13 protein-coding genes and 1 pseudogene are annotated in these 12925 nt (G+C 45.8%); 7 read left to right on the forward strand and 7 right to left on the reverse strand.

What is annotated here, in order from left to right:
- Positions 1-62 precede the first annotated feature (62 nt).
- From ACK28C_RS08495 to phnE, 6 genes are all read left to right on the forward strand, one after another.
- Positions 63-611, forward strand: a complete 549-nt coding sequence (locus ACK28C_RS08495) for a TRAP transporter small permease (RefSeq protein WP_409152054.1) — start codon at positions 63-65, stop codon at positions 609-611.
- A 4-nt stretch (positions 612-615) separates the two neighbouring features.
- Positions 616-1887, forward strand: a complete 1272-nt coding sequence (locus ACK28C_RS08500; RefSeq protein WP_409152055.1) for a TRAP transporter large permease — start codon at positions 616-618, stop codon at positions 1885-1887.
- A gap of 58 nt (positions 1888-1945) precedes the next feature.
- Complete coding sequence (locus ACK28C_RS08505; protein ID WP_208873968.1) at positions 1946-2977, forward strand: DctP family TRAP transporter solute-binding subunit; 1032 nt, start codon at positions 1946-1948, stop codon at positions 2975-2977.
- A 960-nt stretch (positions 2978-3937) separates the two neighbouring features.
- Positions 3938-4891 carry a phosphate/phosphite/phosphonate ABC transporter substrate-binding protein gene (locus tag ACK28C_RS08510; protein ID WP_409152056.1) on the forward strand — a complete coding sequence of 318 codons (954 nt, stop codon included), beginning with the start codon at positions 3938-3940 and terminating at the stop codon, positions 4889-4891.
- Between the two features lie 2 nt (positions 4892-4893).
- Positions 4894-5634, forward strand: a complete 741-nt coding sequence (gene phnC / locus ACK28C_RS08515; RefSeq protein WP_015556235.1) for a phosphonate ABC transporter ATP-binding protein — start codon at positions 4894-4896, stop codon at positions 5632-5634.
- Entirely contained in the window at positions 5624-6451 is an 828-nt protein-coding gene (phnE, locus tag ACK28C_RS08520) for a phosphonate ABC transporter, permease protein PhnE (RefSeq protein WP_015556234.1), read from the forward strand. The genes phnC and phnE overlap by 11 nt, the downstream gene beginning before the upstream one ends.
- A gap of 300 nt (positions 6452-6751) precedes the next feature.
- Here the strand turns inward: phnE and ACK28C_RS08525 are convergent, their stop codons facing one another.
- The 6 genes and pseudogenes from ACK28C_RS08525 to ACK28C_RS08550 all read right to left on the reverse strand — a co-directional run bounded on the left by ACK28C_RS08525 (position 6752) and on the right by ACK28C_RS08550 (position 11750).
- Positions 6752-8887, reverse strand: a complete 2136-nt coding sequence (locus tag ACK28C_RS08525; protein WP_409152058.1) for an ATP-binding cassette domain-containing protein — start codon at positions 8885-8887, stop codon at positions 6752-6754.
- Positions 8888-8992: 105 nt separating this feature from the next.
- A complete protein-coding gene (locus ACK28C_RS08530; RefSeq protein WP_208872746.1) occupies positions 8993-10438 on the reverse strand; it encodes a FibroRumin system radical SAM peptide maturase in 1446 nt (481 codons plus the stop codon).
- Complete coding sequence (locus tag ACK28C_RS08535) at positions 10432-10602, reverse strand: FibroRumin family radical SAM-modified Cys-rich RiPP (protein ID WP_409152060.1); 171 nt, start codon at positions 10600-10602, stop codon at positions 10432-10434. Before ACK28C_RS08535 ends, ACK28C_RS08530 begins: the two co-directional genes overlap by 7 nt.
- Positions 10587-10754 carry a FibroRumin family radical SAM-modified Cys-rich RiPP gene (locus ACK28C_RS08540; protein ID WP_208872742.1) on the reverse strand — a complete coding sequence of 56 codons (168 nt, stop codon included), beginning with the start codon at positions 10752-10754 and terminating at the stop codon, positions 10587-10589. Before ACK28C_RS08540 ends, ACK28C_RS08535 begins: the two co-directional genes overlap by 16 nt.
- Positions 10755-10922: 168 nt before the next feature.
- A pseudogene (locus ACK28C_RS08545) lies at positions 10923-11345 on the reverse strand (transposase family protein); the annotation flags it as partial.
- Positions 11346-11387: 42 nt separating this feature from the next.
- Entirely contained in the window at positions 11388-11750 is a 363-nt protein-coding gene (locus tag ACK28C_RS08550; protein WP_208872740.1) for a transposase family protein, read from the reverse strand.
- 114 nt (positions 11751-11864) lie between these two features.
- On the opposite strand from ACK28C_RS08550, the gene rhuM reads away from it, so the two are divergent.
- On the forward strand, positions 11865-12569 hold the full coding sequence (gene rhuM / locus ACK28C_RS08555; protein WP_015556232.1) for a virulence RhuM family protein: 705 nt from the start codon (positions 11865-11867) through the stop codon (positions 12567-12569).
- A 6-nt stretch (positions 12570-12575) separates the two neighbouring features.
- On the opposite strand, the gene ACK28C_RS08560 is transcribed toward rhuM, so the two are convergent.
- Complete coding sequence (locus ACK28C_RS08560; protein ID WP_409152061.1) at positions 12576-12725, reverse strand: hypothetical protein; 150 nt, start codon at positions 12723-12725, stop codon at positions 12576-12578.
- Positions 12726-12925: the final 200 nt, after the last annotated feature.

Consider the following 12925-nt stretch of genomic DNA (forward strand, 5'->3'; position numbering starts at 1 on the left):
ATGCTACGATATCCGAAAGTCCCTCGGAGGGGTTGGGGGACTTTTCATTGAGGAGGCACAGTATGGCGTTCTTTCAAAAGCTGAACGTGTTTACAGAACGGATTGAAAAGTTCATCATCGCTTACAGCATCCTGGTGATGGCGGGAGTCTCCATCGTCAATGTCATCGCAAGAAATTTCCTTCATCGCAGCTTTTCCTGGGTCGAGGAGGTCACGCAGTTTTCCGTCGTCCTGGTTACCTTTGTGGGGACGTCCTACGCGGCCCGGACCGGGACGCACATCCGAATGAGCGTTCTCTCGGATTTTGCGGGGCGAAGGGGAAGGAAGGTTCTGGCCGTTCTGGTCTCCCTGGGAACGGCGCTTTTCATGAGCTATGTGACCTTTTACAGCGCCCTTTATGTTCATGGCCTCTACACGATGAACAAGTACACTCTGGGGCTCCAGATACCGATCTACGTCATCATGATCTGGGTCCCCATAGGGTTTGCCATGACGGCAGCTCAGTACTTCGGGACCCTCTATCTGAACCTGACGCGCCCGGAGGTCTATATCTCGCCTGCCAAACCGGATGCGGTCGGCAGCGAGGACGACTGGGTCGTAAGGGAGGTGTAGGAGAATGTTGTGGGTCCTGATGGGAACGATGATCGGGCTGTTGGTCCTGGGCTTCCCCATGATGATTCCCCTCGGCGCGGCCGCTTTTCTGACGGTAGGGCTTTATTTCCCCATCGATCCCGCCATGCTGGTGCAGCAGGTGGTCGGCGGCATCCAGCCGATCTCCCTGATCGCGGTCCCCATGTTCATCTTTGCCGCGGACATCATGACGTCGGGGCAGGTGGCGGAACGCCTTTTGAACTTCGTGGTCAGTCTGGTGGGGCACAAGAGGGGCGGTCTTCCCATCTCAACGACCGTAGCCTGTACCCTTTTCGGAGCCGTGTCGGGCTCCACCCAGGCCACCGTCGTCGCCATCGGCGGTCCCCTGCGGCCCCTTTTGTTGGAGGCGGGGTACAGTCCTTCCTTTTCCACCGCCCTCATCATCAATGCGGCGATTATCGCGCTGTTGATCCCTCCCAGCGTGTATATGATCGTCTACGGTGTAGTGGGAGGGTGCTCCGTCGGGGAGCTCTTTATCGCGGGCGTGACGCCGGGCATTCTCTTATGCGTGCTGTTCTGCATTTATTGTTATTTTAAGTCCGGGGACTCCAACCTTCGGGCCGAGGTTTCCGGGGCGGAAAAGTGGCGGGCCTTTCGACGCGCACTCTTGAGCTTTTCCTTTCCCGTCATCATCTTCGGCGGAATCTACTCCGGAAAATTCAGCCCCACGGAGGCCGCCTCGGTTTCGGTCCTCTATGCGTTTCTGGTGGAGTACCTGATCTATCGCTCCATCAAGCTCGCCGACCTTCCGAAAATCGCTCTCAGGACCGGAATCGTCACGGCGATCGTGTTCATCCTCATCGCCATGGGGCAGGCCTTCTCCTGGACGGTTTCGTTTGGCCGGATTCCCAACATGATCCTCCCTCCGCTGCTGGGAGCCGAACCTTCCGCGGTCCGCATCCTGCTCGTTTTGACGCTCGCGTACTTCCTCGGGTGCATGTTCGTGGACCCCATCGTCGTCATCATGATCCTGACGCCTATCTTTAAGCCGGCGATCACGGCTTCCGGTCTGGACAACGTCCTCATAGGCATCATCGTCACCCTTCAGGCCGCCATCGGTTCGACGACGCCGCCTTTCGGGTGCAACATCTTCACGGCCATGGCGATCTTTCGTCAGAAGTATGTGGATGCGACGCGGGGATCGTTTCCCTTCATCGCCATTATGATGGTCGTATCGCTCCTCTTGATCTTTTTTCCTCAAATCGCTCTGTTTTTGCGGGACCTTTCGGTCCGTTAACGGCGTGCGCAGGGTAAGGTCGTTTTACGAAAGACAACACGAGTTGAAGGAGAGGTTGATGAAAGTGAAGAAGTGGTTGCTTGTATTGGTGTTGAGTCTGTCTCTGTTCGCGTCCCCGTCGTTTGCGGCCAAGTACAACTGGCGTCTGGCCAACGAGGAGATCGCAGGCAGCGTCTCGGACCTCTACGCCCAGGAGTTCGCCCGGCTGCTCAAGGAAAAATCCGGCGGGGAAATTCAGTTGGACCTCTTTCCCAGCGGCACGTTGGGGACGCCCACGGAGATGTTCGAGCTGACCCTGAACGGAGCCGTCGAGTTCTGTTTGATCGGGCCGGGGCAGTGCAGCGCCATCGTCCCCGAGAATCAGGTCCTCCTGCTGCAATTCCTGTTTTCGAGCGACGAGGACAAGAACGAGCGCTTTTTGGCAACGAGCCGCTCTTTGAACGAAAAGCTCAACTCCATCTACGAGAGCAAGGGCGTCAAGGTCCTGAGCTTTTTCAGCGAGGGCGCCATGTACTGGTCGTCCAACACGCCAATTCGCAACCCGGAGGACTTCAAGGGCGTCAAATTCCGCGTCATGCCCTCCGAGCTTCTGGTTGACGTTTACAAGGCCTACGGCGCGAGCCCGGTGCCCCTCTCCTTTACGGAGGTCTACAGCGCGCTTCAGCTCAAGATGCTGGACGGCGAGGAAAACGCTCCTTACATCATTCAAGAGATGAAGTTCATGGACGTCCAGAAGTACCTTATAGCGTCCAAACACAATATCTACGTGATGCAGAACATCGTCAACAAAAAGTTCTTCGACGGCTTGCCGGAGGATATCCAAAAGATCGTTCTGGAGAGCGTTGCGGAGACGCGCCCTTACGTGGATAAGGTGCAGCGGGAGCTCAACGCCAAGAGGCTGGATATGATGCTCAAGGAGTTCAAAGACGGTCAGGAATTGATTCAGCTGACGCCCGAGTCGTTCAACGCCTTTCGTGAGGTCGCCAAGGGCGCGGACGAAAAATACTACGAGCTCTCGCGCAATCCCGAATTCGCAAGAGAGCTGCTGAAGACGCTGCGCGAGGAGATGGCGGAGGTGGAGAAGCAATAGCGCAGACCACTATGGGGAAGCGCTGATAATTTACGAAAACTGTTCCTGTGACCGCTGATTGCAGGTTGTCCGACAGCGCTTCTCCGGAATTTTACGTAGGCGTAACAAGGCGTCATTGCCTTGTTACGCCAGCTTGATGGCGTCGCAAAACCTTCAACGTTTGCGCAGATTGGCTGCCCGTTACGCTTAGGCCGTGATCTTTGCCCTCACTTTTGCCCTCACTAAGAAAAACAAGTCACCTGAATTGAATCTGCGTTTTTTCGGAAATTTTACCTCCCGTTCCTGAACGTTGAATTTAAGGTACAACGACACGACGGCACATGGTCCTCCCCAATCCACAGGTTGAGACAGTTTTATCGAGGATCGAGCCCGTTCCTGCACAAGTCGAGCTGACTCCGCTCTTTCTCTCTTCAGGTGCAAAAAAACGCGCAAAACCGGTTTTCGACGCACGTTAAAAATTTTACCTGCGGATTTGAGGTCCTTGACATCGCTTGTTCCTTTTGTTAAAATCGTCAAAATTACGGAAGTAATCTATTCCGTCAAAAACTTTTCAGGAAGGAGGATTCTTGATGCGTTGCGCTGAAACGTGATGTGCGGTCGTTCATGCACGGGCTGCATTTTTATCTCGGTTCGGAGAAGACGCTTAAGGAATCCTCTGTACTTTCCTCCTCGGTACAGGACAAGAAGAAACTCTTGCCTTCGTCATTCAGTTCGAACCCTTTTATTGTTTCGCAGCGGTTGTTGCCCGTTGCTGGGGTCATTATGCTTGTGTGCGTCGTTTGAAATGCTTTACTTGACTGCCAAACTGTTTCAAGTTTGGTGACGAAGATTTGACGGGGACATTTTAAACGGCCGCCAAAAACGGTTTTCTATTGCCTCTGCTCATAACTCGTTTTTGGGAATTTTTCGTCAAATATCTTAATGATTTTGACGAAAGTTGTTATCGAAAGGAAGACTTCGATGAAAAAGTCATGGGGTATCGTTCTCTTGGCAGCGCTTGTTCTTATGGGGATTGCAGTGGTGGTTCTGCAGAAAACGGACACAGGTAAAGGACTCCTTTCAACGTCTACGGCGCTCTCGGAAGACGGGGAAGGGAACCGTGAGGAACAGATTGAGAGCAAGTGCATCAGAATTGGAGCAACACCGGGTGAGGACATAGCGAAGATCACCAGCCAATATGAAGTTTTTCTGAAATTTCTGGAGAAAAAACTGGGCTATAAGGTGGAGTTGTTTACCGCAACGGACTATGCAAGCGTTATTGAGGCGATGAGGTCCAAGAAGATCGATGTTGCGATGTTCGGTCCCCTCTCTTATGTTTTGGCCTCCTCCATTGCGGATGCGGAAGCATTTGCTTCGGATTACAGAAAAAACACGGGTAGCTTTTATAAGGCGTATGTCATCGTACATCCTGACAGCGGCATAGAAAACCTGACGCAGCTGAAAGGAAAAAAATTTGCGTTTGTGGATCCTGCATCTACGGGTGGATACATGATCCCAAAATTAGAGATGTTGAACATGGGAATAGACCCCGATAAAGACTTTGCCTCCGTGATATTTGCGGGCGGACATGACGCGTGTGCGTTGGCAGTGAAAAACAGGAGTGTCGACGGTGCCACCGTAGTGGCGTTTATGTATGATAAAATCATGGAGGAGGGGTTGATCTCGGAGAAGGACGCAAAGATAATCCATACGACGCAAAAATTTCCAGGCAGTGCTTGGGCGTACAGGAGGAGCTTGGACGATAAAACCAAGAGGGAAATCAAATCGATTATGCTGGGTCTGACCGATGAGGAAAAAGAGGAATTGAGAGAATTCCTTGGCTCAACGATAAAGTGGGCGGAGGTTAAGGATTCGGATTATGATTCTCTAAGAGAGGCTGCAAAAAAGCTGAACATCGACTTAGAGGCGCAATGACAATGCTCGAGATTCGCAACCTGTCGAAATCTTTTAAAAATGCCCCCTGGGCACTGAACAATGTGTCGTTGAGTGTCCAGGAGGGTGATTTTATCATGTTGCTTGGGTTGAGTGGATCGGGTAAGACCACTTTGTTGAGGTGCATCAATTTTCTTCAAAGGCCCACCTCAGGTTATGTCTCCTTTAATGGGAGAGAAATAAGAGATAAGAAGAGCATCATATCCGCTAGAAAAAAGATGGGGATGGTCTTTCAAAATTTTAATTTAATCGAGCAATTGACCGTGTTACAAAATGTCCTGTGCGGGAGGTTGTCGTACGCCAATAAGCTGCTGTCCTGCCTTAAGATGTTTTCGGAGGAGGATATTGATATTGCGCTTGATTGCATCAAGCAGGTGGGTTTGGAAGATAAAGCGTATACAAAAACCATGCATTTGAGTGGTGGTCAAAGACAACGTGTCGGAATAGCCAGGGCACTTGCGCAAAGGCCTGTCCTCTTGTTGGCGGATGAACCGGTAGCGAGCCTCGACCCAAGAACCTCAAGGCAGGTTTTGGAAATCTTGAAGGAGATCAATAAAAGTTACAGGATCACAACCGTGGTCAGCAATCATAATTTAAGTCTGGCGTTGGAATATGGAACTAGAATAGTAGGTTTAAAGAACGGTGAACTTGTGTTGGATAAAAAAAGAGATCAAATCACTAATTCAGAAATATCAGCTTTATACGGCAGCAATCATGAAGAATAGCCGGATCGTCAGCACAAAATACAGACTTGTCGTCAACGCCTCGTCAGACGGGTGGCTGTTGCTTAAAAGGATGCTTCAGGTAGTCGCGGTTGTAGCCGTAATTATCTGGAGCTTTTACAGCATTGGCTTTAGCCTCAAGGAGTTGATTCAGGGACTGGACGGAATCGTAGATATTGCCGGAAGAATGTTCCCTCCTAAAGTAAGCAAGTGGAGAGGCATTGTAAAACCGATTGTTGAAACGATCAATATTTCGGTTAGCGGAACATTTATAGCGGTGCTTTTGTCCATTCCGCTGGGAATATTGGCTGCGAAAAACATCAGTCCAAATGGTTTTTTTTATAATTTGAGCAGGCTGTTGCTCAACACGATAAGGACGATTCCCGATATGGTGTTTGCATTAATTTTTGTTGCGGCTGTTGGCTTGGGCCCGTTGCCTGGAGTTCTTGCCATCGGCGTCAGTTCGTCTGGGATGCTGGGAAAGTTTCTTGCAGATTCCATCGAAGGAACAAATCAGGGGAAAATAGATGCGATAAGGGCAACAGGGGCCAATTATATGCAAGTTTTGGTCTATGGAGTCATCCCCCAGATCACGGCGGAATTTATATCCCTCGTGCTGTTTCGATGGGAGATGAATTTTAGGTCCTCAACCGTTCTTGGGATCGTCGGGGCGGGGGGAATCGGGTTTGATCTGATCACGTCGATAAGATTGTTTCAGTACAAGGAGACAACCACGATCTTATTGGGGATTTTACTGGTTGTCATCTTGGTTGATTTTATCTCTAATTCTATTAGAAATTCGTTGAATGCGGATGATTAGGAAACGGCGTGGCTGTCGCCCTTTTTTGTTTGAGAGATTACTTCGAGGTGGGAAACATGACGAGTCAATCAGAAATAAAGATAGCACTGTGCAACAGGGGGTTCAAAGAGATAGATCAATTGTTTCAATTCGCCTATGATAATAACTTTCAAGGAGTGGAATACACGATAGAGGCAGAATCGTATACGGATTTTGATCGTACTTATGACAGATTGTTGAAGTTAAAGGAATCGGAAGAAGAGACGAAATTTGTCAAGGGGTGTTTCTGCGAAATAACACGCATGAAACACCCCTTGGCAATCAGCCATTATTTATGTTTATTAGTATGCCGTTGTCACAAGTCAATTCAATATGCTTAGCGAAATAATGGTCAACCATATCTGAGTGATCTACAACAATGATTGTCTTATTCTTGCTCCTAAGCCTGTCCAAATATTTAACAACACAATAGATTTCAGTATTACTCAAACCCTTAAATGGTTCGTCTATTCCGAATACTTTGGTGGTAGATTTCATAGCCTTCAAGAGTTTAACTCTAATGTTTTCACCACCGGACAATGTCGATATTGGTTGACCTATCTTCAAATGTCCAAGTAGTAGAGAAGCTGCCTCGCTCAAAGAAGCTGCAATTTTACTATTTATTTCATTAAAAAATGGAATTGCTTCATCAATGGTCATGTTCCAAATATCAAAGATGTTTTTACTTTGCAATTTATATTTTTGGAGTTTTTTATTGAAACCCGTGCCACCACAATCTTTGCACACCAACTGAATTTTTGAATCATACCCACTGTCATATTCTATATATCCAGCTCCCATACAAATCTCGCACACGCCCTCACACCCAGTTTGGTTAGAAAAGAAACGCCTGTCCTTTTTATGCTTGGTTGCAAACAAATCCGAAATATGGGTAGAAATATCTAATGCAGTGGCAACTGAGGAGTTCTTGTTACCCAACAAAGGCTTTTGACTAATATAGAGATATTTCTCATAGTATTGAGGAAGGTATTCTCGCAACAAAGTTGATTTCCCTATGCCAGAACGCCCAGTGATTAAATTCATGCAGTTTTCACCGATTTCAAGATTTACACCATTATACAAATAGACGGGATTTTCTATTATGATGTGATTCAGCTTCTGTGCAGGGAATACATCGATTTTGTTTCTAACATTCTGTTCTGATAAATACTTCTTTGAATCAATGATATAGCCACCATTGCATCCACCTTTTTCGCCCAACGCTATAATGCTCTTGGAGCTTTTCACAAAAAGGTCACTGTGGTCAACAATGACAATAGTATGCATTTTTGCTAAATCAATAATAGATTGAAAAACCGCTTTTTTCTCAGCTCCAGATAATCCGGCTAATGGCTCATCTAAAACTAAAAGAAGATTTGATAGTTGCGTGTTTAATACCTGTATCATCCTTAATCGTTGTAATTCTCCACCCGAAAGAGTGGGAATGGCTCTGTGGAAGAATAAATAGCCTAATTTAAGTTCAATAGCTTTTTTTACAAATCTATGAATGTTATTGATTGCAAAAAGAAGATTTGTATCTGTAATATCATCGATTATTTTTTCAATGTAGGTTAGAAGTTGTTCAAATGGTGTGGTCATAAAATCGCCAATCGACAGCCCATTTACCAAATACTGTTCATGTTGTAAAGAATATTTCTTACCTTGGCAAGATTTGCAGGTTTCATCTGTGTAAAACTGTCCGCTAGGGACAAAATTCACCATCATAGGCTTTCCGGTCATTACACCATAATATCGAGTGCTTCTGCGAGATAACCCATTATTTTTTTTGAAACGGATAGAGTACTTCTCATCACTTTCGCCATACAGAATCAAGTTCTTTTCTTTGTCTGTAAGTTGACGAAAAGTCTTTTTATCATCAATATCTTTATCAACGCAAAATTGTTGAATGATTTGTTGATAAAAATCTTTGTATCTGTTCCACCATCGGAACGGATTTTTACCCAGTGGAATGTCATAATTGATGATTCTATTTGGATCTAATACTCTGATGTGGCCTAATCCATGACACTCGCTACAAAGGTTTTCTTCCTTGTTTAGTACAAAAAATTCCTCATCAATTCCCAGCATAGCGGCATAAATTAAGATAATACTTCGGTTCATTCCAAAGTAAGTACCTATTGTGGATCTCATATTGTTATTAAAATTTGATTGCCTAATGGGAACCGCAGCGAGCATATTTTCGTAGCCTTTTATACGGTAAGTCGGATCAGAAATATTATCTGCAAACATCGACATAAATTCATGTTGACCTATTTGTGCAATAGTATCGTATGCCAACGACGATTTACCACTTCCGGAAGGACCGATAATCAGGTTGATCGCATTTCGCTCAATATGAGCATCGATATTTTTTAGGTTATTTGTTTCGATCCCCCAAATGTTAATTGATTTTTCCATGCTCAACCTCTTTTCGATAACCGACCTTGATACATTATCCAAGTAAATTTTATAGTATTATTATGTTTTACGCAAGTAGTGGCTGACACATACAAATGCCAGCCACTACGCATACGCAACCGGCTTTCGACGACAAGGATATTTCCGGATAGAATCAGCCTGTCCTTGAGCAATAATGCGATATAAATCTTTTATGAAAAACTCCAAAGTTTTCTTAGAATGAACACAGAATCGCTCGTCAATAGAGTGAATTGTATTGCCGGGTTTAAGGTACATTGCATTAACCGGACAGCCACCGCCGCAAATGCCGAGAGCAGGGCAATCCATACATTCTTCATGATTTAACGGTGTTAGTTGTGACCACTCAATAAAGTTTTCGTCTTTAACGGCAACAAAGTCATCGTCATCAATGTGTGCCACAAAATACTGTTTGTTATGAAGGCAACCATGACAGATACCAACCTGTCCATTGGGAGCAATAACAATCTGTCCTCCCGTAGTCGCAGCACAATCTGAGAAATAAACTTGCGCTTTGGAAAATGATTTCAGCTTGCGCATCATACGATCTTCGTATATTCCACGCTCTCGTAATTCAAGGAACTCATCGATAATAAACTGAGCAGCTGCCTCATTATAGCTTTGAGGTAACACGAAAGTATCGCTCGACATCATAATATTAAATCCGAACGCTTTAACCCCATAGGTATCCACTAAATCCAAAATGTCCTTCGTGTTTTTAATGGTTTCCTCGCTCAGGGTTACAGAAAGAGATATATCTACGCCCAAACTCTTGCATAGATTGAGTTTGTCCAAGATACGAGAAAAGACGGGTTTACCCGTAATATCTACTCGCATATTGTTTGCTTCTTCTGTAAATCCATCAATCGAGATTGCGATAGACACGCCGAGTTCATGTAATCTCTTTATGCGGGACTCATCGAGCAATAATCCATTGGTAACAATAGACATCTCAATATTACGCATACATTTTTCGGTATCACGCAATTCATTAACTTTTTCCGCCGTATATTCCAACACTTTGAAATTGACTAATGGCTCTCCGCCGTAAAAAATCAACACAGGCTTATTATCTTCGATGTCTAAACCGGATTCTTTGATTTGACGAACAAAAAAAGCAAGTGCCTTGTCTGCGGTTTCAGCAGACATATTTTCTAACAAAAAATTACTCCGCTTATCACAGTCATTGTTACCCAAAAAACAATATTTACATGCCAGATTACACTGCTCACTCATAATCATGTAGCAAACATTGACTGCCGGAGAGGGTATCTTTGATCGAACAAAGCTAAGAACTCTATCATCCTCATTTGGTGTTTGCGTAAGGATTTTATATTTAGCAAGTTCTTGAATTTCTGCTTTAATTTCTTTCGGTGCATTTTCTATCTTGTCGCAAAAGGAGCTTGCAAGCCACGCCTGCAAGCTCCCGAAAGCATTTTTAGATAAATACACCGGCTTCATTCTCAGTGAATGGTAAAGAGCAACAGCTTCCCCAAAATCGTAGGAATGGGTAAACCGAGACATATTTACCATTCGATTTCCTCCATTTTGGGAACCGCACGGCAGGAACAAGCGCAGGTGCAAGAATTGCAAACTACGCAAGCACAACGAGCCATAACAACAGCTTCGTTACAAATCATCCCGAAAAGCTGCATGTATTGAGCATTATTAGCACTCATTCTTACATTACCTCCCATTCAAAATCAGAAACATATCCACCAGAGCAGGAACAACGGCAATTGCACATACACCCCGTACACTGCCCAATACAAGAGGCAGCGTGAGAGAGCATGTCCTTACCGATATTGCCCAGCAGAGCCTCGTATGCGCCAGGGTTAATTTGAATCATGAAAAGCGCCTCCTTAATTCTATTTTTAATTACACTATATCACATTATTTGTCAAGTGTCAACATGCTGAACAAACATACTGAACATACGAATTTTACTTTTTAAAAATACACAACATATAGTACTTGATATAGTACTTGCTTCTCCGCTAAATACTAGACCTGTCCACTAACCATGTTGAAAGTTATATATGCCGCAAATCAAAGAGAAGCGCAAGGCAAATTTCTTACGTCTATTCCTATAGCGGGAAGAGAAGATGCGAACCCTCTTGATATATCGATTAATATGTTCGATATAGATTCCACACTTTGAAACAACAGCATTATAAATCTTCTCAAGAGCAGACAACTGCTTCCCTCTCTTTGCTTTTATCGGCATCACGCTGTTCGTATGAAGTTTCTTGAGCCCCTGAAAACCTTTATCCGCGATGACTTGAATTCGCGGGGAGAAATGCACTTTGCTCTCTTCAAGCATCTTGAAGTCATGTTGCTTGCCCTTGCCCACTGAAATACAAAGAATATCTCGAGTCGAAGCATCGGCGACGATCTGGACTTTCAGAGTATGCATCTTCTTCTTGCCTGAATAGTACTCTCTCTGTTTTTTTTCGGCCGCTCGATTTCACACTCCGTCACATCAACAAGCACTGCTTTTACGTCTTTTGTCTCTAAAAGACTTCTTTTGGAGGGCAAGGAAAACTCCTTGCTCTGAATTCAGAACGTCCTCTACCCAATGAATGCTCTTATGGACCATACTTTTCGATACTCCATAGTCAAAGGCGATATGTCGCATAGTGCGATACTCTCGATAGTATCCCAGAGTAATGATCAGCTTGTCTAAAACAGACAAGTTCTTAAGAGGATTTCCCTCCTTGGAATGTCGTTGTTTGTAGGCTTCTTCCAAAATCGACGGCATCTTATCAAAGGTAGCCTTTGTTACTCCAAATATCCCTTGATACTCTTCTTCCTTCAATTCTTCGCGCCTTTTTAAGTTATTCATGTCCTAAAGAATAACTCTTCACGATCCCTTTTTGCAAGGTTGGTGGACAGGTCTAGTATAATGTCTATAAGAGCCGGGGGAAGAAAACCAGCGAGGAGGATTGAGGTGAAAAACATGGCAGATATCAAAAGGGATAAACTGAAAATCCGTAACAGCACGGTGGATTTTCTTGTGTTTACAAAGGACGCCCATGAGGATGGCATTGAGGTGCGGGTACAGGATCATGATGTCTGGCTGACGCAGAAAGCCATTGCACAGCTTTTTGATGTAGACCGGAGCGTTGTGACAAAGCACCTGAAAAATGTATACGAAAGCGGTGAATTGTCCGAAGATTCAACTTGTGCAAATTTTGCACAAGTTGCGGATAACGGGAAAACCTATCACTATAAGTTCTATTCTCTATCCGCCATCATTGCCGTAGGCTATCGGATCAATTCCGGCAGAGCCACACAGTTCCGTCAGTGGGCAACCAAGGTGCTGGACACCTTCACAAAGCAGGGGTATGTGCTGGACAAGAGCAGGCTTATCAACGGGCAGATTTTTGATGAGGACTACTTCGACCACCTGATTTCCGAGATTCAGGAGATTCGAGCCAGCGAGCGGCGCTTCTATGCGGCTAACGCCGCACGACGCTTCGACCCTGTATTCAAAGAATTCTATGACAGGATGATTGCCAGGGGCAAACATCCCAAACAGGCCTTAGCCGCCGTCGGCACAAAACTCCTGAGGGTGATTCACGCCGTCATGACTTCGCAGAAACCTTACAATCCTCAAAAACTTTTACCCCCTTCGACCAGAATTTCTCAATTAAACCCTTGACTTTTTCTAGCAGGTCTTAAGTTTCATTTCTTTCGGTGGGCCAACCACGACGTTGGCCTTTTCGCGAACTGCCTTCTTGCTCTCCTGGACCTGGATCGCCTTTAGCGTCTTGGCTACCAGCTTGACCTGTGCGATGACAGTCTCGAGCTCCGGCAAAGCCGTCGCGACCCGTGGGTCGGGTGGGAAACACCAGCCTTGACAGCCTCGAAGGCCCTTTGTAGAATGGCGACGATTCAGGCTTTACGAGGGAATCTGTTTCAGTCATATGGAACCTTTGGGGAGGGAGCTGTCATGCGTTGCCATGATGTTGCGAGCCGGTATGGGACGTTGCCTCGTTGCGCGGGCACGCAGGACGC

Origin of the sequence: Fretibacterium fastidiosum (assembly GCF_964642095.1) — a bacterium.
Classification (GTDB): Bacteria; Synergistota; Synergistia; order Synergistales; family Aminobacteriaceae; genus Fretibacterium; species Fretibacterium fastidiosum.

Coding starts and splice junctions, on each gene's coding strand:
- ACK28C_RS08500 (WP_409152055.1), top strand. CDS start 616: ATGTTGTGGGTCCTGATGGGAACGATGATCGGGCTGTTGGTCCTGGGC.
- phnE (WP_015556234.1), top strand. CDS start 5,624: ATGAAGAATAGCCGGATCGTCAGCACAAAATACAGACTTGTCGTCAAC.
- phnC (WP_015556235.1), top strand. CDS start 4,894: ATGCTCGAGATTCGCAACCTGTCGAAATCTTTTAAAAATGCCCCCTGG.
- ACK28C_RS08525 (WP_409152058.1), bottom strand. CDS start 8,887: ATGGAAAAATCAATTAACATTTGGGGGATCGAAACAAATAACCTAAAA.
- ACK28C_RS08495 (WP_409152054.1), top strand. CDS start 63: ATGGCGTTCTTTCAAAAGCTGAACGTGTTTACAGAACGGATTGAAAAG.
- ACK28C_RS08540 (WP_208872742.1), bottom strand. CDS start 10,754: ATGATTCAAATTAACCCTGGCGCATACGAGGCTCTGCTGGGCAATATC.
- ACK28C_RS08530 (WP_208872746.1), bottom strand. CDS start 10,438: ATGGTAAATATGTCTCGGTTTACCCATTCCTACGATTTTGGGGAAGCT.
- ACK28C_RS08510 (WP_409152056.1), top strand. CDS start 3,938: ATGAAAAAGTCATGGGGTATCGTTCTCTTGGCAGCGCTTGTTCTTATG.
- ACK28C_RS08550 (WP_208872740.1), bottom strand. CDS start 11,750: ATGAATAACTTAAAAAGGCGCGAAGAATTGAAGGAAGAAGAGTATCAA.
- ACK28C_RS08535 (WP_409152060.1), bottom strand. CDS start 10,602: ATGGGAGGTAATGTAAGAATGAGTGCTAATAATGCTCAATACATGCAG.
- rhuM (WP_015556232.1), top strand. CDS start 11,865: ATGGCAGATATCAAAAGGGATAAACTGAAAATCCGTAACAGCACGGTG.
- ACK28C_RS08505 (WP_208873968.1), top strand. CDS start 1,946: ATGAAAGTGAAGAAGTGGTTGCTTGTATTGGTGTTGAGTCTGTCTCTG.